This window comes from Streptomyces sp. NPDC041135 (assembly GCF_055592085.1).
Genome location: NZ_JBVIYZ010000018.1, coordinates 1 through 21,155, shown reverse-complemented (window position 1 = coordinate 21,155; position 21,155 = coordinate 1). Strand labels below are relative to the sequence as shown.

20 protein-coding genes are annotated in these 21,155 nt (G+C 73.7%); 15 read left to right on the top strand and 5 right to left on the bottom strand.

From position 1 onward, the window contains the following. Positions 1-70: 70 nt before the first annotated feature. A complete protein-coding gene (locus tag ACZ6CZ_RS29290) occupies positions 71-1,342 on the top strand; it encodes a hypothetical protein (RefSeq protein ID WP_469027122.1) in 1,272 nt (423 codons plus the stop codon). A gap of 51 nt (positions 1,343-1,393) precedes the next feature. On the opposite strand, the gene ACZ6CZ_RS29285 is transcribed toward ACZ6CZ_RS29290, so the two are convergent. Next, complete coding sequence (locus ACZ6CZ_RS29285) at positions 1,394-2,794, bottom strand: PH domain-containing protein (RefSeq protein WP_469027120.1); 1,401 nt, start codon at positions 2,792-2,794, stop codon at positions 1,394-1,396. After that, positions 2,791-3,300, bottom strand: a complete 510-nt coding sequence (locus ACZ6CZ_RS29280; RefSeq protein WP_469027118.1) for a PH domain-containing protein — start codon at positions 3,298-3,300, stop codon at positions 2,791-2,793. Before ACZ6CZ_RS29280 ends, ACZ6CZ_RS29285 begins: the two co-directional genes overlap by 4 nt. Positions 3,301-3,331: 31 nt before the next feature. On the opposite strand from ACZ6CZ_RS29280, the gene ACZ6CZ_RS29275 reads away from it, so the two are divergent. Further along, positions 3,332-4,483 carry an NADH-quinone oxidoreductase subunit D gene (locus ACZ6CZ_RS29275; protein WP_469027115.1) on the top strand — a complete coding sequence of 384 codons (1,152 nt, stop codon included), beginning with the start codon at positions 3,332-3,334 and terminating at the stop codon, positions 4,481-4,483. 31 nt (positions 4,484-4,514) lie between these two features. Here ACZ6CZ_RS29275 and ACZ6CZ_RS29270 read toward each other — a convergent pair whose 3' ends face one another. Continuing rightward, positions 4,515-5,534: an SAM-dependent methyltransferase gene (locus ACZ6CZ_RS29270; RefSeq protein ID WP_469027113.1), complete on the bottom strand. Its 1,020-nt coding sequence runs from the start codon at positions 5,532-5,534 to the stop codon at positions 4,515-4,517. 118 nt (positions 5,535-5,652) lie between these two features. On the opposite strand from ACZ6CZ_RS29270, the gene ACZ6CZ_RS29265 reads away from it, so the two are divergent. Both ACZ6CZ_RS29265 and ACZ6CZ_RS29260 read left to right on the top strand, forming a co-directional pair. Beyond that, positions 5,653-6,858 carry a sensor histidine kinase gene (locus ACZ6CZ_RS29265; RefSeq protein WP_469027112.1) on the top strand — a complete coding sequence of 402 codons (1,206 nt, stop codon included), beginning with the start codon at positions 5,653-5,655 and terminating at the stop codon, positions 6,856-6,858. Positions 6,859-6,949: 91 nt separating this feature from the next. Next, positions 6,950-7,621, top strand: coding sequence for a response regulator (locus ACZ6CZ_RS29260; RefSeq protein ID WP_469027109.1), 672 nt, complete (start codon positions 6,950-6,952; stop codon positions 7,619-7,621). 40 nt (positions 7,622-7,661) lie between these two features. On the opposite strand, the gene ACZ6CZ_RS29255 is transcribed toward ACZ6CZ_RS29260, so the two are convergent. Further along, on the bottom strand, positions 7,662-8,915 hold the full coding sequence (locus ACZ6CZ_RS29255) for a threonine aldolase family protein (protein WP_469027107.1): 1,254 nt from the start codon (positions 8,913-8,915) through the stop codon (positions 7,662-7,664). A 159-nt stretch (positions 8,916-9,074) separates the two neighbouring features. Between ACZ6CZ_RS29255 and ACZ6CZ_RS29250 the strand changes: the two genes are divergently transcribed. The 10 genes from ACZ6CZ_RS29250 to ACZ6CZ_RS29205 all read left to right on the top strand — a co-directional run bounded on the left by ACZ6CZ_RS29250 (position 9,075) and on the right by ACZ6CZ_RS29205 (position 17,376). Continuing rightward, positions 9,075-9,995, top strand: coding sequence for a Rossmann-like and DUF2520 domain-containing protein (locus ACZ6CZ_RS29250; protein WP_469027105.1), 921 nt, complete (start codon positions 9,075-9,077; stop codon positions 9,993-9,995). Positions 9,996-10,065: 70 nt separating this feature from the next. Then, positions 10,066-11,067, top strand: a complete 1,002-nt coding sequence (gene panC / locus ACZ6CZ_RS29245; protein ID WP_469027103.1) for a pantoate--beta-alanine ligase — start codon at positions 10,066-10,068, stop codon at positions 11,065-11,067. Beyond that, the gene (locus ACZ6CZ_RS29240) at positions 11,064-12,785 is read left to right on the top strand and encodes an L-aspartate oxidase (protein ID WP_469027101.1); all 1,722 of its coding nucleotides are present in this window, start codon (positions 11,064-11,066) and stop codon (positions 12,783-12,785) included. The genes panC and ACZ6CZ_RS29240 overlap by 4 nt, the downstream gene beginning before the upstream one ends. Positions 12,786-12,790: 5 nt before the next feature. Continuing rightward, the gene (gene nadC / locus ACZ6CZ_RS29235; RefSeq protein WP_469027098.1) at positions 12,791-13,777 is read left to right on the top strand and encodes a carboxylating nicotinate-nucleotide diphosphorylase; all 987 of its coding nucleotides are present in this window, start codon (positions 12,791-12,793) and stop codon (positions 13,775-13,777) included. 5 nt (positions 13,778-13,782) lie between these two features. Beyond that, positions 13,783-14,580, top strand: a complete 798-nt coding sequence (locus tag ACZ6CZ_RS29230; RefSeq protein WP_469027096.1) for a type III pantothenate kinase — start codon at positions 13,783-13,785, stop codon at positions 14,578-14,580. A gap of 165 nt (positions 14,581-14,745) precedes the next feature. Then, the gene (locus tag ACZ6CZ_RS29225) at positions 14,746-15,396 is read left to right on the top strand and encodes a hypothetical protein (RefSeq protein WP_469027286.1); all 651 of its coding nucleotides are present in this window, start codon (positions 14,746-14,748) and stop codon (positions 15,394-15,396) included. Positions 15,397-15,477: 81 nt separating this feature from the next. Continuing rightward, positions 15,478-15,660: a hypothetical protein gene (locus tag ACZ6CZ_RS29220; RefSeq protein WP_469027094.1), complete on the top strand. Its 183-nt coding sequence runs from the start codon at positions 15,478-15,480 to the stop codon at positions 15,658-15,660. A 191-nt stretch (positions 15,661-15,851) separates the two neighbouring features. After that, positions 15,852-16,295, top strand: a complete 444-nt coding sequence (locus tag ACZ6CZ_RS29215) for a BlaI/MecI/CopY family transcriptional regulator (RefSeq protein WP_469027091.1) — start codon at positions 15,852-15,854, stop codon at positions 16,293-16,295. Between the two features lie 9 nt (positions 16,296-16,304). After that, positions 16,305-16,838 carry an amino-acid N-acetyltransferase gene (locus ACZ6CZ_RS29210; protein WP_469027089.1) on the top strand — a complete coding sequence of 178 codons (534 nt, stop codon included), beginning with the start codon at positions 16,305-16,307 and terminating at the stop codon, positions 16,836-16,838. Between the two features lie 202 nt (positions 16,839-17,040). Next, a complete protein-coding gene (locus ACZ6CZ_RS29205; protein WP_469027086.1) occupies positions 17,041-17,376 on the top strand; it encodes a histone-like nucleoid-structuring protein Lsr2 in 336 nt (111 codons plus the stop codon). On the opposite strand, the gene ACZ6CZ_RS29200 is transcribed toward ACZ6CZ_RS29205, so the two are convergent. Continuing rightward, on the bottom strand, positions 17,355-18,041 hold the full coding sequence (locus ACZ6CZ_RS29200) for an SCO3374 family protein (protein WP_469027084.1): 687 nt from the start codon (positions 18,039-18,041) through the stop codon (positions 17,355-17,357). The genes ACZ6CZ_RS29205 and ACZ6CZ_RS29200 overlap by 22 nt on opposite strands. A gap of 429 nt (positions 18,042-18,470) precedes the next feature. Between ACZ6CZ_RS29200 and ACZ6CZ_RS29195 the strand changes: the two genes are divergently transcribed. Next, positions 18,471-20,996 (top strand): ATP-dependent Clp protease ATP-binding subunit, encoded by a 2,526-nt coding sequence (locus ACZ6CZ_RS29195; RefSeq protein ID WP_469027081.1) that lies wholly within the window; start codon positions 18,471-18,473, stop codon positions 20,994-20,996. Positions 20,997-21,155: the final 159 nt, after the last annotated feature.

The following is a 21,155-nucleotide window of genomic DNA, read 5'->3' as shown; positions in this document are numbered from 1 at the left end:
CGTCTCGGGATGGCTGTGTTTTTGCGGTGCGGGGGCCCATGAAACGCCTACTCGCGGTAAGTTTCTGGCCATGCCACGTGGACGCCACCGCCATTCCCCGCCGCTGCACAGGCTGTTGCCCCCTTCGGCCATCGCCGGGGTCTCCCTGGTCTGCGCGCTGGGCCCCTGGGTGTTCTCCGGGACCGCCGCGCTGCGCACGCTGGCGGCGGCCGCCGCGGCGACGGCGGTCCTCGGCGCGGTCGTGATGCGCCGCTGGGACGTGCAGGCCGGCAAGCGGGTCGCCGAACTCACGCGCGCGCGGGCCGGCGACGAGTGGCGGTTCGAGGAACGGGTCGCCGAGCTGGAGACCGACCTCGAGGAGTCGCGCGAGCTGCGCGGCAAGCTCGAGCAGCGGCTGCGCGCCAAGCGCGCGGAACTGGCCGGGCTGCGCAACGAACACGCGGCGCTGCTGCGGCGGTACGCCACGGCGGAGACCGAGCGGGCCAGCGCCCTGGAGGGGCGCCGGCTGCTGGAGATCGAGGCGGCCGTGCCGGGGCCGCGCGAGCTGATGCCCGTGCCGGCCACGGGCACGGCGGCGGTGGGCACGGCGGCGAAGGACGCCCAGGCCGAGGACGCCAAGGTCAAGGACGCCAAGGCGGAGGACGCCAAGGCGGAGGAACCGGCCGCGACGGCGGCGCCCGAGGCGTCCGGTGGCGACGACGAGCCGCGGGCGGCCGGGGTGTTCTCCCCGGCCGGGTCGAAGCTGTTCCTGCGCGCCCAGCTGGCCCTGGCCCGGTTCGACGGCGGCCCGGCGGCCGGGGCCGGCGCGGCGGCTTCCGCCGCCGGCGACTCCGCCGGTGACTCCGCCGAGGGGGCCGGGGAGCCGGCCGCCAAAGGAGCGGACCGGGACGACCGGGTGAGGGGCACGGCCGACGGGGCCGCGCCGGAGGACGAGGCGCAGGGGCAGTCCGAGGCGGCCGGCGAGCACACGCGCGCGGCCGCCGCCACGACACCGCCCGCCAAGCCGGCCGGGCAGCAGCCCGCGGGACACTTCACGGTGCCGACCGCGGTGGCCGTCGTACCGGCCGCCGCGCCGGTGCGGCGCCCGGCCGCCGAGGGCGGGTTCGACTTCTTCGGGACACAGCAGGACGCCACCGCCGGGGCGCTGGACGCCGTGCAGAACGAGGACCTGGCGGACGTGGTCGGCCAGGAGGCGCTCGCGCTGCACAAGGCCGAGTCCGAGGCCGGGTTCAAGCCCGCGGACGCGGAGTCGCGCGCGGTGGGCCAGGTCATCGACCTGACGGCCCATGACGAGACCGAGCAGATCGACGTGCAGCGCCTGCGCGGCGCCGCCGCCTCCTGACGGACCCTCAAGAGGGCAGTCCCCAGGGACGCGGACGCCTCGCCCGCGGGCTCAGGCCATCCAGCGGTCCGGGCGGGCGTCGCGGCGGCCGGTGCGGGAGCGCTCCGCCTGGGCGTGCAGCAGCCGCACGGCCTCCTCGGCGTCCCGCAGGCGGGCCGTGACGGTCCGGCCGGCCCCCGTGTCCACGTGGACGTCGGCGAGCCGCCACAGGCGCTGCCAGGGCCCCTGGGTGAGCCGCACGCTCTGCACCTTGGCATGCGGGACCAGGGACAGACTGCGGCCCAGCAGACCGTGCCGGACGGCGAACACGGTGTCCGTGGCCGCGAACCCGTGGCCGCGCCACCACAGCGGCAGGCACCGCCAGGCCCGCCGGGGCGGCCGCGCCAGCACCGGCGGCACGCCGACGCCCGGCAGCACGCGCGCGAGGAGCGGCTCGGCGACCGCGCGCGGTGCCACCGGCAGCAGCACGGAGTTGTCGGAGCCGGCCACGTCGAGTTCCACCCGCACCCGGCCCGCCCCGCCTTCCGGCCTCCCCGCGCGCGGGGACCTGCGCCGCCACAGCAGCGGCTCCACGAGCCGCACGGCCTGCACCCGGCCCGGCGGCACCGTCTCGTGCGCCCGGTCCAGCAGCCCGCGGTCGATGCGCAGACCGTCCGGGGACTCGCCCACCGTCCAGTCGTACTCGGCGACGAACCGTCCCGCGCTGCTCGCCACGGCCGCGGTCAGCAGCGGCAGTCCGGCGGCGAGGACGGTCCACACGCTGTGGGTGGCGAGCCACAGCAGGGGCGGCACGACCAGCGCGGCGGTCAGTGAGCCCCAGGTGGCACCGGTCAGCGCCAGGGCGACCGCCAGCTCGCGCGGGGGCACCCGCAGCAGCTCGCGGGAGGGCGCCTCACCGACCTCGTGCGCCGTCTCGGGCGCGAACCCGGCGGCGCGCGCGAGCAGCTCCGCGCGCAGGGCCCGCGCGTCCTGCTCGCCCAGGAAGGCCAGTTCGTCCTTCTTGTCCGTGCCGACGACGTCGATGCGCAGCTTGGCGACGCCCGCCACGCGCGCGAGGAGGGGACGCGTGACGTCGATCGCCTGGATGCGCTCCAGCCGGATGTGGGCGGTGCGCCGGAACAGCAGACCGGTGCGGATGCGCAGTTCGGTGCCGGTGACCGAGAACCGGGTGAACCACCAGGACAGGAAGCCGTAGAGGGCGGCCACCGGGAGCAGCACGGCGAGCCCGCCCAGCAGCACGGCCGTGGTGAGCCGCGCCAGCTGCTCCTGGGCCTGGGCCGGGTCGTGCACCGCCCAGCCGACGAGGACGGCGACCGGTGCCCACGCCCGCCGCAACGGCGTCACCGGGTGCAGCCGGCGCTCCGCGGCCCGGACGGCCGCCCCGTCCCGCCCCGCCCCCTCGGCGGGCGCCTCGTCCCGCCCCGCCCCCTCGGTGGCGTCCCGGGCGCTCACAGGCCCGCCGACCGGGCCTCGCCCAGCTCGGTGAGCCGGTCGCGCAGCCGTTCCGCCTCGGCGGGGTCCAGGCCCGGGATGGTGGCGTCGCTCGCGGCGGCCGCCGTGTGCAGTTGCACCCGGGCCAGCCCGAAGTACCGTTCCACCGGCCCCGAGGTCACCTCCACCAGCTGCATCCGCCCGTACGGCACCACGGTCTCCTCCCGCCACAGCACCCCGCGGCTGATCAGCAGGTCGTCGGCGCGCTCGGCGTACCGCCAGGAACGCCAGTTGCGGCCCAGCAGGCGCCAGCACCACACGGCCGCGGCCGGCGGCAGCAGCGCGAAGGCGGCCCACGCGGGCCCCGTCAGCAGCCACAGCGGCACTCCCACGGCCAGGGCGGCGGCCCCCGCCCACGCCACCAGCAGCAGCCGGCGCATCCGCAGCAGTGCGGGCGGCAGCCCCCGCCACTGCGGCTCCGGCTGGGTCCCCCTCGTCCCGGCGACCGCCGGGCTCCCCGTATCCATGGGGCCAGCGTACGTAGGGGAGACTGGGGCCATGACGCCTACGACGGAGACCACGGTCGGGATCGGCGGTGCCACCGAGAGCACCGACATGGTGCTCAACATCGGGCCCCAGCACCCGTCCACGCACGGTGTGCTGCGGCTGCGGCTCGTGCTGGACGGTGAGCGCATCGTGCACGCGGAACCGGTCATCGGGTACATGCACCGGGGCGCGGAGAAGCTGTTCGAGGCGCGTGACTACCGGCAGATCATCATGCTCGCCAACCGCCACGACTGGCTGTCGGCGTTCTCCAACGAGCTGGGCGTGGTCCTCGCCGTGGAGCGGATGCTCGGCATGGAGGTCCCCCCGCGCGCGGTGTGGACGCGCACGCTGCTCGCCGAGCTGAACCGGGTGCTCAACCACCTGATGTTCCTGGGGTCCTACCCCCTGGAGCTGGGCGGGATCACCCCGGTGTTCTACGCGTTCCGGGAGCGCGAGGTGCTCCAGAACGTCATGGAGGAGGTCTCCGGCGGGCGCATGCACTACATGTTCAACCGCGTCGGCGGCCTCAAGGAGGACCTGCCGGCCGGATGGACCGGCCGCGCGCGTGCGGCCGTCGCCGCCGTGCGCTCCCGCATGGACGTCTTCGACGACCTGGTCCTGGGCAACGAGATCTTCCGGGGACGCACGCGGGGTGTCGGGGTACTCACCGCGGCGGCCGTGCACGCCTACGGGGTGAGCGGGCCCATCGCGCGTGCCTCGGGCGTCGACCTCGACCTGCGGCGCGACGAGCCCTACCTCGGCTACGCGGAGCTGGGGGACGTCCTGAAGGTGGTCACCCGCGGCGAGGGCGACTGCCTGGCCCGCTTCGAGTGCCTCCTGGAGCAGACCCACAACGCCCTGGACCTCGCCGACGCCGCCCTCGACCGGCTGGCGGACCTGCCGCCGGGGCCGATCAACCAGCGGCTGCCGAAGGTGCTGAAGGCGCCCGAGGGACACACCTACGCGTGGACCGAGAACCCGCTCGGCATCAACGGCTACTACCTGGTCAGCAAGGGCGACAAGACGCCGTACCGGCTGAAGCTGCGCTCGGCGTCGTACAACAACATCCAGGCGCTGACCGAGCTGCTCCCGGGGACGCTGGTGGCGGACATGGTGGCGATCCTGGGGTCGATGTTCTTCGTGGTCGGGGACATCGACAAGTAGGGCCCACGGGCCGGCCGGGAGGCCCCCGGGGTCACCCCAGCGGCTGGGCGATCCCGACGGGCCGCAGCAGCCAGCCGAAGTCGCCGAGGCCGCCCGCCGCCGTCAGCTCGGCGGCCTCCCCGGCGCCGGCGAGGGCGCGGACGTAGGCCGAGGGGTCGGTGGAGGCCAGGGCGAGCGGGGGGCGCGTGCCCTCGACGCCCAGGCGCCGCAGCGCCTCGCGCTGCGGCAGCAGCAGGGCACCGCCGGTCCCGGTCCCGGGCGGCGGGGGCAGCGCCGCGCAGGCGTCCAGGGCGACGTGCGCCGTGATGTCGCAGGACCCGTCCGGCACGGGCGCCGTCTCGCGGCCCTCCCGGAAGCCGGTGAGCGTCCCGAACGGCGGGCGCGCGTCCGCGGTGTGGGCGTAGTCCACGGCCACCGCGAGCCCCCGTGCCACGCTCGACACCGCCGACGCCCACGCCGTGTCCCGGGGCAGCCCGATCTCCGCGCGCAGGCCCTCCTCGGGCGGCAGCGGCCACCACCGGGCCAGCCACCGCGCCGCCGCCCCCGTCACAGCCTCCCCGAGCCGTTCGCTGCCGTCGTCCCCGACGAGCACCAGCCGGGGCACGCCCGCGGAGTCGACCTCGGCGACGTCGACCGGCACGTTGTCCAGCCACTCGTTGGCGAACAGCAGCCCGGTGATGTCCGCGGGGGGCGCGTCCAGCCAGGCGATCCGCGGGTCCAGGCGCTCGGGGCGGCCGGCGAGCTCCACGGCGTACGCCCGCGTACGGGTGGCCACGGAGGCGGGCAGCGCGGCGAGCACGCCGGTGACCAGCTCGCCGCGCCCCGCCGCCATGTCGACGAAGTCCAGCACCGCGGGCCGCCCCAGCGCCTCGTCGACCCGGCACAGCAGCCGGGCCACGGCGCCGGCGAACAGCGGCGAGGCGTGCACCGACGTGCGGAAGTGCCCCGCCGGGCCCTCGGGCCGCCGGTAGAAGCCGCGCGGCCCGTACAGGGCGTCCTGCGCCGCCGCCCGCCAGCCCCGCCCCGTGCCGTCCGTCGTCGTGTGCGCCACCCGGCCAGCGTAGGGGAACCGGTGATCACGGCCTCCACCTTGCGGAGTACACGGGCCGGACCCGGATCGGCCCTCCGGTTGACCCCTGCACGCATCGCGCGTCCCTACGCTGGGTTACGTGCAGCGCCTCTATGACTTCCTCCGCAGACACCCGACCGGGGTCGACGTCTTCTGGGCCGTCGTCCTGCTCGGGCTCTCCTGCGTGAGCGTGACGAGCGTCAACGGGGCGCCGGACCACCACGGCTCGGTCCCGGCCGCCCTGGCCGTCTCCGCCGTCCTCAGCGCCGTCGTGGCGCTGCGCCGCCGGCTCCCCGAGCAGATGCTGGTGCTGGCCCTCGTGACCGGGCTGGCCCAGCTGGTGCTGGACGTCGGGACGACCGTAGCCGACTTCGCCCTGCTGGTGATCACCTACACGGTCGCCGCGGTCGGCGCGCGCTGGGCGTCCCGGCTGGCCCTGGCCACCGGCCTGTGCGCGGCCACCCTGGCCCAGATCCGCTGGCCGGCCCACGAGTCGAGCCTGCTGGGGAACATCGCCATAGCGGTGTTCCAGACGGTGCCGTTCGCCCTCGCCTGGGTGCTCGGCGACTCCATGCGCACCCGCCGCGCCTACTTCGCGCAGCTGGAGGAGCGCGCCACGCGCCTGGAGAAGGAGCGCGAGGCGCAGTCCAAGGTGGCGGTGGCCGCCGAGCGGGCCCGTATCGCGCGCGAGCTGCACGACGTGGTCGCGCACAACGTGTCGGTCATGGTGGTGCAGGCCGACGGCGCCGCCTACGTCCTGGACTCCGCGCCCGACCAGGCGCGCAAGGCCCTGGAGACGATCTCCTCCACCGGCCGCCAGGCCCTCGCCGAGATGCGCCGCCTGCTGGGCGTGCTGCGCACCGGGGAGCACCAGGAGGGCGGCGAGTACGTGCCGCAGCCCGACGTCGAGCAGATCGACGACCTGGTCGAGCAGTGCCGCAGCTCCGGTCTCCCGGTCGACTTCAAGGTCGAGGGCACCCCCCGGCCGCTGCCCAGCGGTGTCGAGCTGACCGCCTACCGCATCGTGCAGGAGGCGCTGACCAACACCCGCAAGCACGGCGGCCCGAACGCGGGGGCGAGCGTCCGGCTGGTGTACTTCGACGACGGGCTCGGCCTGCTCGTGGAGGACGACGGCAAGGGCGCCCCGCACGAGCTGTACGAGGAGGGCGGCGCCGACGGCTGCGGGCACGGCCTGATCGGCATGCGCGAGCGGGTCGGCATGGTCGGCGGCACCCTGGACGCGGGACCGCGTCCGGGCGGAGGATTCCGCATCAGCGCGCTGCTCCCGCTCAAAGCGGCGCACTGATGCCCGCGCACGCCCCCCGTTGACACCTGTACATCCCCTCGTTGACCCCTGTACAGCGACTGACACCCGTAGCTCGAATGGAAGAGGACCGATGCCGATCCGCGTGATGCTCGTCGACGACCAGGTGCTGCTGCGCACCGGGTTCCGGATGGTGCTCGCCGCCCAGCCGGACATGGAGGTCGTCGCGGAGGCGGGCGACGGCGTGGAGGCCCTCCAGGTGCTGCGCGCGACGGCGGTCGACGTGATCCTGATGGACGTGCGCATGCCGAAACTGGACGGTGTGGAGGCCACCCGCCGCATCTGCCTGGAGCCCGAGCCGCCCAAGGTGCTGATCCTGACCACCTTCGACCTCGACGAGTACGCCTTCTCGGGGCTGAAGGCGGGCGCCTCCGGCTTCATGCTCAAGGACGTGCCGCCCGGCGACCTGCTGGCCGCCATCCGCTCGGTGCACAGCGGCGACGCCGTCGTCGCGCCCTCCACCACGCGCCGGCTGCTGAACCGCTTCGCGCCGATGCTGCCCGCCACCGGCGGCGAGCCCCGGCACAAGGAGCTGGAACGCCTCACCGAGCGCGAGCGCGAGGTCATGATGCTGGTCGCCCAGGGCCTGTCCAACGGGGAGATCGCGGCCCGCCTGGTGCTGTCCGAGGCGACGGTGAAGACCCACGTCGGCCGCATCCTGACCAAGCTCGGCCTGCGCGACCGGGTGCAGGTGGTGGTGCTGGCCTACGAGACCGGCCTGGTGCGGGCGGGCGGGCACGGCTGAGACCGGGCCCCCGCGGTGACACCGCCGCCCGCCGGTCCGGTCAGCCCCCTGCGGGCGGCCCGGCCTCTGTGGGCAGCCGTGCCACGAACTCCCCGACGGCGTCCCGCACGTCGCCGGCCGTCCACTCCAGGCCGGCGCCGCGCACGGACACCTCGGTGACGGCCAGGCCGGGACCGCTCCGCTGCCAGCCCCCGGCGAACAGCAGCGTGCCCGTCTCCTCGGCCTGGCGCAGCGCGGCCTCCGCGAGCACGTCGGGGTCGTACGGCAGCCAGACCTGGAACTCGTGGGTGTGCGGCTGCCCGGGGTGCACGCGCGCCCACGCCACGCCCGCCCCGGCGAACCCCTCCCGCAGCGCGGCGGCCACCACGCGAGCGTGCCGCACGTAGGCGGGCAGCCGGGGCAGTTCGCGCTCCAGCCCGACGAGCGCCGACAGGGCCGTGGGGAACTGCTGGTAGACCATGCCGCCGTAGCGGTGGCGCCAGGTCCTGGCCTCCTCCACCAGGGTCCGCGGCCCGGCGAGCACGGCGCCGCCGAGACCGGCGAGGGACTTGTAGAACGAGACGTACACGCTGTCCGCCAGGGCCGCGATCTCGTCCAGGGGGCGGCCGAAGTGGACGGTGGACTCCCACAGGCGCGCGCCGTCGAAGTGCACCACGGCGTCCCGGTCCCGCGCGGCCGCGACGACCGCGGTCAGCTCCTCCCAGGTGGGCAGGACGAACCCGGCGTCCCGGAGGGGCAGTTCCAGCATCAGCGCCCCGAAGGGCTCCTCGAAGTCGCGTATCTCCTGGGCCGTGGGCAGCCGGGGTTCACTCGTCACGTGCACCGGGCGCAGGCCGCTGACCCGGCTGAAGGCGTTGCGTTCGTGCACCTCGGGGTGGGCGAGGGGGTGCAGGGCCACCGTGGGGTTCCCGGTGCGGGCCGCCCAGCAGCGCAGCGCCACCTGCTGGGCCATCGTGCCGGTCGGGAAGAAGACGGCGGCCTCGGTGCCCAGCAGCGCCGCGACGCGCTCCTCCAGGGCGGACACGATCCGGTCGCCGTAGGCGTCCGCCTGGTCGTCCAGGTCGTACACCTCCGGCCCCGCCTCCAGCAGCAGCTCCAGCCGCTCGCGGATGGTGCCCCGGGCGCCGCCGCGGGACAGCGTGCGCCGGGCCTGCCGGAACGCGGCCAGCCGCCGCTCGCGCAGCTCGAGCGGCGCCGGCCGCCCGCCACCCCCTCCTGCCGGTCGCGCCGGTCCGGCCGGTTCCGTCGCCCGTCCGGCCGTGTGCTGCGTCGCCTGATCCGCCGTATCGCTCATGCGGGGATCATGCCGTGCGCCCGCGCCCGACGGCACCGGCATTTCCACCGGAGAAACCCACAGCCTGTGGACGAACCACCGCCCCTCGCCCGATAGCGTTAACATGACGAGAAATCGTCCGGTACCCAGAGCGGACTGGAACGGGAAGGCCGCCGTCGCGTGAGTACAGTCCACCAGCCAGACCTCAGGGACCGCCCCGCGCGGCTCACCGTCGGCGTCGTCGGCGCCGGACGGGTGGGCCCCGCGCTCGCCGCGTCCCTCCAGCTCGCCGGGCACCGCCCGGTGGCCGCCTCGGGCGTCTCCGACGCCTCCCGGCGGCGCGCCGAGCAGATGCTGCCGGACGTCCCGCTCGTCCCGCCCGCCGAGGTGCTCCAGCGCGCCGACCTGGTGCTCCTCACCGTCCCCGACGACGCCCTGCCCGGCCTCGTCCAGGGCCTCGCCGACACCGGTGCCGTACGGCCCGGGCAGCTGCTGGTGCACACCTCCGGGCGGTACGGCGCCGGCGTGCTCGACCCCGCCCTGCGCGCGGGCGCGCTGCCGCTGGCCCTGCACCCGGCGATGACCTTCACCGGCACCCCCGTCGACGTCCAGCGGCTGGCCGGCTGCTCCTTCGGCGTCACCGCGCCCGAGGAGCTGCGGCTGGCCGCCGAGGCCCTGGTCATCGAGATGGGCGGCGAGCCGGAGTGGATCGCCGAGGAGAACCGCCCGCTCTACCACGCGGCCCTGGCCCTGGGCGCCAACCACCTGGTGACCCTGGTCGCCCAGTCCATGGAGCTGCTGCGCACGGCCGGCGTCGAGGCCCCCGACCGGATGCTCGGCCCGCTGCTCGGCGCCGCCCTGGACAACGCCCTGCGCTCCGGTGACGCGGCCCTGACCGGCCCCGTCGCCCGCGGGGACGCCGGCACGGTCGCCGCGCACGTCACCGAGTTGCGCCGGCACGCCCCGCAGACCGTGGCGGGCTATCTGGCGATGGCCCGCGCGACCGCCGACCGCGCCCTGGCCCACGGGCTGCTGAAGCCGGAACTCGCCGAGGACCTCCTCGGGGTGCTGGCCGACGGCGCCGCCGGGGACGCCCGATGAACCGGCCCGGCCCCACCACCTCGCAGGAGGGCCGCCCGGTGACGCGCGTGCCCGGGAACGGAGACCGCCGATGACCACCGCCCTGCTGAGCACCGCCGACGAGCTGCACGCGCGCGTGCGGGAGGGCCGCCGGGCCGTCGTGATGACGATGGGCGCCCTGCACGAGGGCCACGCCACGCTGATCCGCTCGGCGCGCGAGATCGCCGGCCCCGGCGGCGAGGTCGTCGTCACCGTCTTCGTCAACCCCCTCCAGTTCGGCGCCGGTGAGGACCTCGACCGCTACCCGCGCACCCTGGACGCCGATCTGAAGCTCGCCGGGGAGTCCGGCGCCGACGCCGTGTTCGCACCCTCCGTGGACGAGGTCTACCCGGGCGGCGCACCGCAGGTGCGGATCACCGCGGGGCCCATGGGCGAGCGCCTCGAGGGCGCCTCCCGGCCCGGTCACTTCGACGGGATGCTCACCGTCGTCGCCAAGCTGCTGCACCTCACCCGCCCGGACACCGCCCTCTTCGGCCAGAAGGACGCCCAGCAGCTGGCCCTGATCCGCCGCATGGTGCGCGACCTGAACTTCGGCGTCGACATCGTCGGCGTGCCCACCGTGCGCGAGGAGGACGGCCTGGCCCTCTCCAGCCGCAACCGCTACCTCTCCGCCCGCGAGCGCCGTACCGCCCTCGCGCTGTCCCGGGCCCTGTTCGCGGGCCGCGACCGGCACGCCGCGCAGGAGGCGCTGCGCGCGCGGGCGCTGGAGGTGCCCGCCACGCACGCGCGTGCCGAGGCGCTGAGCGCCATAGGCGAGTCCCGAGCGGCGGCCGACGCGCACGCCGTCGCCAAGGCGGCGCCCGGCGGTCCCGCGGCCGTCCGCGCGGCCGCCCGCCAGGTCCTCGACGAGGCGCTGCGCCTCGACCCGCCGCTCACGCTGGACTACCTCGCCCTGGTCGACCCGTCCGACTTCACCGAGATCGGCCCCGACCACACCGGGGAGGCCGTCCTGGCCGTCGCCGCCCGGGTCGGCGCCACCCGGCTGATCGACAACATCCCCCTCACCTTCGGATCCTTCGGAGCCGCCTCGTGACCAGCACAGGCATACGACTGCACGCCCCCGCCCCCGGGTGGTCCATCTCGGCGGACGTGGTGGTCGTCGGCTCCGGGGTCGCCGGGCTGACCGCGGCGCTGCGCTGCGAGGCCGCGGGCCTGAGCACCGTCGTGGTCACCAAGGCCCGCCTCGACGACGGCTCCACGCGCTGGGCGCAGGGCGGCATCGCGGCCGCCCTCGGCGAGGGCGACACCCCCGAGCAGCACCTGGACGACACCCTGGTCGCGGGCGTGGGCCTGTGCGACGAGGAGGCCGTACGGATCCTCGTCACCGAGGGACCCGACGCGGTGCGGCGGCTCATCGAGACGGGCGCCCACTTCGACGAGTCCGCGGAAGGCGGCCTGGAACTCACCCGCGAGGGCGGCCACCACCGCCGCCGCATCGCGCACGCCGGCGGCGACGCCACCGGCGCGGAGATCTCCCGGGCGCTCGTGGAGGCGGTACGCACGCGGGGGCTGCGCACGATCGAGAACGCGCTCGTGCTGGACCTGCTGACGGATGCGGACGGCCGGACGGCCGGGATCAGCCTGCACGTCATGGGCGAGGGCCAGCACGACGGCGTGGGCGCCGTGCACGCCCCGGCGGTCGTCCTCGCCACCGGCGGCATGGGCCAGGTGTTCTCCGCCACGACCAACCCGGCGGTGTCGACCGGTGACGGCGTCGCCTTGGCGCTGCGCGCGGGCGCGGAGGTCAGTGACCTGGAGTTCGTCCAGTTCCACCCGACCGTGCTGTTCCTCGGCGCCGACGCCGAGGGCCAGCAGCCGCTGGTCTCCGAGGCGGTGCGCGGCGAGGGCGCCCACCTGGTCGACGGCGACGGCGTGCGCTTCATGGTGGGGCAGCACGAACTGGCCGAGCTGGCGCCCCGGGACATCGTCGCCAAGGGCATCACGCGGCGGATGCAGGAGCAGGGCGCCGCCCACATGTACCTCGACGCCCGGCACTTCGGCGCCGAGATGTGGGAGCACCGCTTCCCCACCATCCTGGCCGCCTGCCGCGCCAACGGCATCGACCCGGTGACCGAGCCCGTACCGGTCGCCCCGGCCGCGCACTACGCCTCCGGAGGCGTCCGCACCGACGCCCACGGCCGCACCACCGTGCCCGGCCTGTACGCGTGCGGCGAGGTCGCCTGCACCGGCGTGCACGGCGCCAACCGGCTGGCCTCCAACTCGCTGCTGGAGGGCCTGGTCTACGCCGAGCGCATCGCCGCGGACATCGCCGCCGGCCACGCGGGCGACGGCCTGCACGCACGCGTGCCCGCGCCGGTCCCGCAGCCCGGGGAGCCCGCGCACCCGCTGCTCGCCCCCGAGGCCCGCTTCGCCATCCAGCGGATCATGACCGAGGGCGCGGGCGTGTTGCGCTCGGCGCACTCCCTCGCCACCGCGGCCGAGCAGCTCCAGCGGCTGCACGCCGAGGCCCGCGGCGCCCTGGAGGAGAACGGCAAGACGGCCGAACCGGGTGTCGACACCTGGGAGGCCACCAACCTGCTGTGCGTGGCCCGTGTCCTGGTGGCCGCCGCGCAGCGGCGCGAGGAGACCCGCGGCTGCCACTGGCGCGAGGACCGCGCCGAGCGCGACGACACCCACTGGCGGCGCCACATCGTCGTACGGCTGAATCCGGACCGCTCGCTGGCCGTACGCACCACGGACACCGCAGACTTCCCCCCTACCCGGCAAGACCAGCGCCCCCAGGAGCAGTGACAGACGTGAGCACCGACGACCTTCCCCTCGCCCCGTCCGGCGGTTGCGGCGACGGCTGCGCCTGCGGCGCGGACGGCGACGAGGGCGCCGAGGAATACGTGGAGTGCGGGCTCGACCCCGCGCTCGCCCAGCTCCTGGCCGACGCCGGACTCGACCCCGTCGAGGTCGAGGACATCGCCAACCTCGCCATCCAGGAGGACCTGGACCACGGCGTGGACGTGACGACCGTCGCGACCATCCCCGAGGAGGCGGTGGCCACCGCCGACTTCACCGCGCGCGAGGCCGGCGTGGTGGCGGGCCTGCGGGTCGCCGAGGCCGTGCTGTCCGTGGTCGCCACCGACGAGTTCGAGGTCGAGCGGCACGTGGAGGACGGCGACCGGGTGGCGGCCGGGCAGAAGCTGCTGTCGGTCACCACCCGCACCCGCGACCTGCTGACCGCCGAGCGCAGCGCGCTCAACCTCCTGTGCCGCCTGTCCGGCATCGCGACGGCCACGCGCGCGTGGGCGGACGCCCTGGAGGGCACCGAGACGAAGGTCCGCGACACCCGCAAGACCACGCCCGGCCTGCGGTCGCTGGAGAAGTTCGCCGTGCGCTGCGGCGGCGGCGTCAACCACCGCATGTCGCTGTCCGACGCGGCCCTGGTCAAGGACAACCACGTGGTGGCCGCCGGCGGCGTGGGCCAGGCCTTCAAGGCCGTGCGGGAGGCGTTCCCGGACCTGCCGATCGAGGTCGAGGTCGACACCCTGCACCAGCTGCGCGAGGTCGTCGACGCGGGCGCCGACCTGATCCTGCTGGACAACTTCACGCCGCTGGAGTGCGAGGAGGCCGTCGCCGTCGTCCACGGGCGGGCGCTGCTGGAGGCGTCGGGCCGGCTGACCCTGGACAACGCCCGGGCGTACGCGGACACCGGTGTCGACTTCCTGGCCGTCGGTGCCCTCACCCACTCCGCGCCGATCCTGGACATCGGCCTGGACCTGCGCGAGGCGGAGTAACGGCCATGCTCCTCACGATCGACGTCGGCAACACGCACACCGTCCTCGGCCTCTTCGACGGCGAGGACATCGTCGAGCACTGGCGCATCTCCACGGACGCGCGCCGCACGGCGGACGAGCTGGCGGTGCTGCTCCAGGGCCTGATGGGCATGCACCCGCTGCTCGGCGAGGAGCTGGGCGACGGCATCGACGGCATCGCCATCTGCGCGACCGTCCCCTCGGTGCTGCACGAGCTGCGCGAGGTCACCCGGCGCTACTACGGCGACGTGCCCGCGGTGCTGGTCGAGCCGGGCGTGAAGACGGGCGTGCCGATCCTCACCGACAACCCCAAGGAGGTCGGCGCCGACCGGATCATCAACGCGGTCGCGGCCGTCGAGCTGTACGGCGGCCCGGCGATCGTCGTGGACTTCGGCACGGCGACCACCTTCGACGCGGTCTCCGCGCGCGGGGAGTACGTCGGCGGGGTCATCGCCCCCGGTATCGAGATCTCCGTGGAGGCGCTCGGCGTCAAGGGTGCGCAGCTGCGCAAGATCGAGGTGGCGCGGCCGCGCAGCGTGATCGGCAAGAACACGGTCGAGGCCATGCAGGCGGGCATCGTGTACGGGTTCGCCGGGCAGGTCGACGGCGTGGTGGGCCGGATGGCCCGGGAGCTGGCCGGGGACCGCGACGAGGTGACGGTCATCGCGACCGGCGGACTCGCCCCGATGGTGCTGGGCGAGTCCTCGGTGATCGACGAGCACGAGCCGTGGCTGACGCTCATCGGCCTGCGGCTGGTCTACGAGCGCAACGTCTCCCGCATGTGAGCCGGGCCGCGCGGCTTCCGGGACCGGCCTCACCGGCCCTGGAAGCCCCGCGGCCTCGCGTCCAGCCGGGTGGCGCATCCGCGCCACACCCGCTTCCTGTGCCGGGTTTGTCTGATTAGCGCGTACGGTCGGCCCATGCCCACGCCATACGGATCCCGCGGCGGCATGGCGTTCGGCGTGGAGGAGCTGCGTGTGCTCCGCCGCGCCCTCGCCCTCGCCCTTCACCCCGGCCCCGCCACCGCCGACGACGTCCAGGACTGTCTCCGGCTCGCCGGCTCGCTCGACGAGGCGATGCGCGAGGGGGTCCGGCTGCGCGCCTTCCTGGTGGCCGACCTCGCCCGCTACCGCGCCGCCCTGCCGGGCAGCGCGGCGGGGTACCTCACGCTCCTGGAAGAGGCGCTGGGCGCCGGGCACCGCCCCACCTCCGACGACCTGGCCGCCCTGGGGGCCCTGAGCGGCAGCCCCGCCGCCGCGGCGCTCCTGGAGCGCTGCCAGGGGCTCGCCGAGCGGGACGTGCGGGCACGCTTCGCGCAGGGCGCCCGGAAGGTCCCCGCGCCCGCCGTGCCCGCCTGCCGCACCCGGCTGCTGGCCCTGCCGGGCGGCGCGGCGGCGGCCGAGCCGGGCAAGCCGGCCCGGCGGCCCGGGGCCGAACCCGCCCGCGAGCCGGCCCGGGAACCCGCCGGCAAGCCCGCGGGCCGCCCCGGCGGTGAACCCGACGCACCCAAGCGCCCCATCCCCACCCCCGGCGAGGTCTTCCCCCGCGGCAAGCCCGCCCCGCAGTCGCCCAGCGAGCCCCGGGAGCTGGCCGCGGGCTGAGAGCGGCCGTCCGGGGGGCGACGGGGGCGGTTCGCCCACCCCGGCCCCATTCGCCCGGTCCGCCGTGGCTACCCTGAGGGCATGGACTACGTCTCCGCGCTCGTGCCCCCCATCGTGATGGCCGCGTTGTTCATCGCCGTGGTGAGAGTGATCGTGAAATCCCAGGGCGGTGCCGCCAAGACCAAGGAGGACGCCGCCGTGGACGCCGTCCTCGCGCGCGCGGAGGGCACCCGGCAGACCTCCACCGGCCAGGACACCGCCTGACCTGCCGCGTCCGGCACCGGCGGCGCCCCCGAACGGGGGGCTGACCGCCTGCCGGTCCCGCGGTCCTCCGTGGCGTACGACCCCGCGCGCGCACCTGCGCTTTCGGGTCGTACGCCCTTTTTGTTCCTGTTTGTCGCGGAAACCGCCCGTCCGGCAGGCCATTGACCGGATCTCCCACTATTGTGCTGAGCGTGCCTCGCCCATTGGGAGAACTCGAAGACGCGGTCATGACGCGGGTGTGGAAGTGGAACCGCCCGGTGACCGTTCGAGAAGTCCTGGAAGACCTTCAGCGGGAACGGTCCATCGCCTACACCACGGTGATGACCGTTTTGGACAATCTCCATCAGAAGGGCTGGGTCCGCCGCGAGGCGGAAGGGCGGGCCTATCGATATGAGGCCGTCTCGACGCGGGCCGCCTACGCCGCCGCCCTGATGAACGACGCCTGGTCGCAGAGCGACAACCCGGCGGCCGCACTCGTCGCCTTCTTCGGGATGATGAGCGACGAACAGCGCCAGGCCCTCAGGGACGCCGTACGCATCGTCCAGGGCCCGGAACCCGCCCAGCCCCCACCGCCGGAAACCGCGCAAGGCGAACAGCACAACCCCGGCTCCCCCGGGACCGGCGACGGGCGATAGCGTCCGCTCATGTCCGCAGAGCGCACCGAAGTCTCCGCAAAAGCCATCACCGTCCGGCGGGCCAGGACCGGCGATGTCCCGGCCGTGCGCCGCCTCCTCGACACCTACGTCCGCGGCCGCATCCTGCTCGACAAAGCCACGGTCACCCTTTACGAGGACATCCAGGAGTTCTGGGTCGCCGAACGCGACGACAACGCCGAGGTGGTGGGCTGCGGCGCACTGCACGTCATGTGGGAAGACCTCGCAGAAGTCCGCACTCTCGCGGTGAAGCCGGGCCTGCAGGGCGCCGGCGTCGGCCACCAGTTGCTGGAGAAGTTGCTGCACACCGCGCGCTGGCTGGGCGTGCGCCGGGTTTTCTGCCTGACCTTCGAAGTGGACTTCTTCGGCAAGCACGGCTTCGTCGAGATCGGTGAGACGCCCGTCGACACCGATGTGTACGCGGAGCTGTTGCGTTCCTATGACGAGGGCGTCGCGGAGTTCCTCGGTCTCGAACGAGTGAAACCGAACACCTTGGGCAACAGCCGGATGCTTCTGCATCTGTGATCGTCATTGAACGGGTGGCCTATGTCCGAAACGCGCATGTTTCCGGGCCGGGGCGGGCCCCTGAGTCTCTCCCAGGGGTTTGTGTTTTTCCCGCAAAAGCGGTTTGCTTTCCGCGTACTGCAGTACTGCATATAACAGGGGGCGGCGAAACGGCGGACGCCGCAGACCCCCGGCCCTCACGTTATCGATGAAAGGAAATGCGGTGGCACAGAAGGTTCAGGTCCTTCTTGTCGACGACCTCGACGGCGGCGAGGCGGACGAGACCGTGACGTTCGCGCTGGACGGCAAGACGTACGAGATCGATCTCACGACTGCCAATGCGGACAAGCTGCGCAGCCTTCTCGACCCTTATGTCAAGGGTGGTCGTCGCACCGGAGGCCGCGCCTCGGGCGGGCGCGGAAAGGTCCGTGCCGCTTCCGGCGGCAGCCAGGACACCGCGCAGATCCGCGCCTGGGCCAAGGAGAACGGCCTCGAGGTCAACGACCGCGGCCGCGTTCCGGCGTCCATCCGCGAGGCCTACGAGAAGGCCAACGGCTGATTCCGCGCGGCGGCGGGCGGCCCGGTGCGTACGCGCCGCAGCCGGATGCGGTGGCAGCGCGTGGCCACCGTGTCCACCAGCCGTACCAGGTCGGGGGCGCTCGTGGTGCCTCCCAGCGCCGACAGCGTCGGCAGCGAGGCCTCGACCTCGCACCCCGGCTCGGGGGGCCGCAGCCATACGGCGGCCCCCTGGTGCACGGCGTCGGTGACCGGCCCGGCGCCGGTCCGCCGGGCCCCGGTGACGGGCCGCCCGGGCGCGGCCGGTGCCTCGACGTGTCCCCCGGCGCCCACGGCCCGCAGGTCCAGGGCCAGCGTGCCCCACTCCAGCCATTCCAGCAGTCCCGGCAGCTCCTCGGCGCTGCCCGCGGCCACCAGCAGCAGCATCCGGTCGCCCCGCACGGCCACCGGAGAGCCCGGCGCCAGGTGCCTGAGCGCCCCGGCGCCCGCCTCGGCCGGCACCTCCAGGACGTCGAAGCGCACACCCGTGACGAGTCCGGGCGGCGAACCGGGCACGGTCGGCCATCCCAGCACGTTCTCGTAGAAGAGCCGGGCGCAGTCCGCCGGCTCCGCCGGAGGGCGACCGCCGTCCGGACCGCCGCGAGCGTCCCGGTCGGGTGACCGACGGGGGAAGGGAACCGAGGGGGTCATGTCGACCGTGCCAGCCATGCCCGTGCAACCGCCGGAGCACCGCCCGGGTTACGCTGGGTGTTCCCGTGCCTGCGCACAGTTCCGGAACAGGGGGCGCAAGGGGGTCCGGGGAGGCGCGACGTTGTTCGCCCATAGCGGAGGGAACCGGTGCGCGCGGCATGGACTGTCCGTGCGTGCGGGTAAGACATCCCTAGTGGGAGGGGGCGACACGCAGTTCGGGCCGTCTCACGTTCGCCATCGGCGTACTGGCGAGTGGGGTAACTGCCTGGCCTGCGGGAACATCGTCTCGCACCATCGGGTTGGAGCAGATGTCGGCGTTCGGGGTCAGGAGGCCATCGACGGTGTCGGCAGTTGGAATGAGCGGTCCCCGCTTGCGGGACTAAGCTGCGGAAGGACAGGGAGGGGAAGTTCCCCCCACTGCCTGACCGCTCTGAGGAGCGATTAACGATGTTCGAGAGGTTCACCGACCGCGCGCGGCGGGTTGTCGTCCTGGCTCAGGAAGAAGCCCGGATGCTCAACCACAACTACATCGGCACCGAGCACATCCTCCTGGGCCTGATCCACGAGGGTGAGGGTGTCGCCGCCAAGGCCCTTGAGAGCCTCGGGATTTCGCTCGAGGCGGTCCGCCAGCAGGTGGAGGAGATCATCGGCCAGGGCCAGCAGGCCCCGTCCGGGCACATTCCCTTCACCCCCCGTGCCAAGAAGGTCCTGGAGCTGTCGCTCCGCGAGGCCCTTCAGCTGGGTCACAACTACATCGGCACGGAGCACATCCTGCTCGGCCTGATCCGCGAGGGCGAGGGCGTCGCCGCCCAGGTCCTGGTCAAGCTGGGCGCTGATCTGAACCGTGTGCGGCAGCAGGTGATCCAGCTGCTCTCCGGTTACCAGGGCAAGGAGACCGCCACCGCCGGCGGGCCTGCCGAGGGCACCCCCTCGACGTCCCTGGTCCTCGACCAGTTCGGCCGGAACCTCACCCAGGCCGCTCGTGAGTCCAAGCTCGACCCGGTCATCGGGCGCGAGAAGGAGATCGAGCGGGTCATGCAGGTGCTGTCCCGCCGTACCAAGAACAACCCGGTGCTGATCGGTGAGCCCGGCGTCGGCAAGACCGCCGTCGTCGAGGGCCTCGCCCAGGCGATCGTCAAGGGCGAGGTGCCCGAGACCCTCAAGGACAAGCACCTCTACACGCTGGACCTCGGCGCCCTGGTCGCCGGTTCCCGCTACCGCGGTGACTTCGAGGAGCGCCTGAAGAAGGTGCTCAAGGAGATCCGCACCCGCGGCGACATCATCCTGTTCATCGACGAGCTGCACACGCTGGTCGGTGCGGGTGCCGCCGAGGGCGCCATCGACGCGGCCTCGATCCTGAAGCCGATGCTGGCCCGCGGTGAGCTGCAGACCATCGGCGCGACCACGCTGGACGAGTACCGCAAGCACCTGGAGAAGGACGCGGCCCTGGAGCGCCGCTTCCAGCCCATCCAGGTCGCGGAGCCGTCCCTGCCGCACACGATCGAGATCCTCAAGGGCCTGCGCGACCGCTACGAGGCGCACCACCGCGTCTCGATCACGGACGAGGCGCTGGTCCAGGCCGCCACCCTGGCCGACCGGTACATCTCGGACCGCTTCCTGCCGGACAAGGCGATCGACCTGATCGACGAGGCCGGTTCCCGGATGCGCATCCGCCGGATGACCGCGCCGCCGGACCTGCGCGAGTTCGACGAGAAGATCGCGGGTGTCCGCCGGGACAAGGAGTCCGCGATCGACTCGCAGGACTTCGAGAAGGCCGCCTCCCTGCGCGACAAGGAGAAGCAGCTCCTGGCCGCCAAGGCCAAGCGGGAGAAGGAGTGGAAGGCCGGCGACATGGACGTCGTCGCCGAGGTCGACGGCGAGCTGATCGCCGAGGTCCTCGCCACGGCCACCGGCATCCCGGTCTTCAAGCTGACCGAGGAGGAGTCCAGCCGCCTGCTCCGCATGGAGGAGGAGCTGCACAAGCGGGTCATCGGCCAGGTCGACGCCGTCAAGGCGCTGTCCAAGGCGATCCGCCGTACCCGCGCCGGTCTGAAGGACCCCAAGCGTCCGGGTGGCTCGTTCATCTTCGCCGGCCCGTCCGGTGTGGGTAAGACGGAGCTGTCCAAGGCGCTGGCGGAGTTCCTCTTCGGTGACGAGGACGCGCTGATCTCCCTCGACATGTCGGAGTTCAGCGAGAAGCACACGGTCTCCCGTCTCTTCGGCTCGCCCCCCGGTTACGTGGGCTACGAGGAGGGCGGCCAGCTGACCGAGAAGGTCCGCCGCAAGCCGTTCTCCGTGGTCCTGTTCGACGAGGTCGAGAAGGCCCACCCGGACATCTTCAACTCGCTGCTGCAGATCCTGGAGGACGGTCGGCTGACCGACTCCCAGGGCCGGGTCGTGGACTTCAAGAACACGGTCATCATCATGACGACCAACCTCGGCACCCGGGACATCTCCAAGGGCTTCAACCTGGGCTTCGCGGCCTCGGGCGACACGAAGACCAACTACGAGCGCATGAAGAACAAGGTCTCGGACGAGCTGAAGCAGCACTTCCGGCCCGAGTTCCTCAACCGCGTCGACGACGTGGTCGTCTTCCCGCAGCTGACCCAGGCGGACATCCTGCGGATCGTCGACCTGATGGTCGGCAAGGTGGACGAGCGCCTGAAGGACCGGGACATGGGCATCGAGCTGTCCCAGTCCGCCAAGGAGCTGCTGTCCAAGAAGGGCTACGACCCCGTGCTGGGCGCCCGGCCGCTGCGCCGCACCATCCAGCGCGAGATCGAGGACACGCTCTCGGAGAAGATCCTCTTCGGCGAGCTGCGCCCCGGTCACATCGTGGTCGTGGACACCGAGGGCGAAGGCGACACCGCCACCTTCACCTTCCGGGGTGAGGAGAAGTCGGCGCTGCCCGACGTCCCGCCGATCGAGCAGGCGGCCGGCGGTGCCGGGCCGAACCTGAGCAAGGACGCGTAGGCGTCACGGCGACACCCGTAGGGGCCGGTGCTGACAAGCACCGGCCCCTACGTGCTGCCCAGGCCCTAGGTGTATTGATCACGAGCGTTGTTGACAGACCCGGGGTCTTGAACATGGCGAAGACCTCCGATGTGGTGGAGCTGTCTAGGAACACACCGC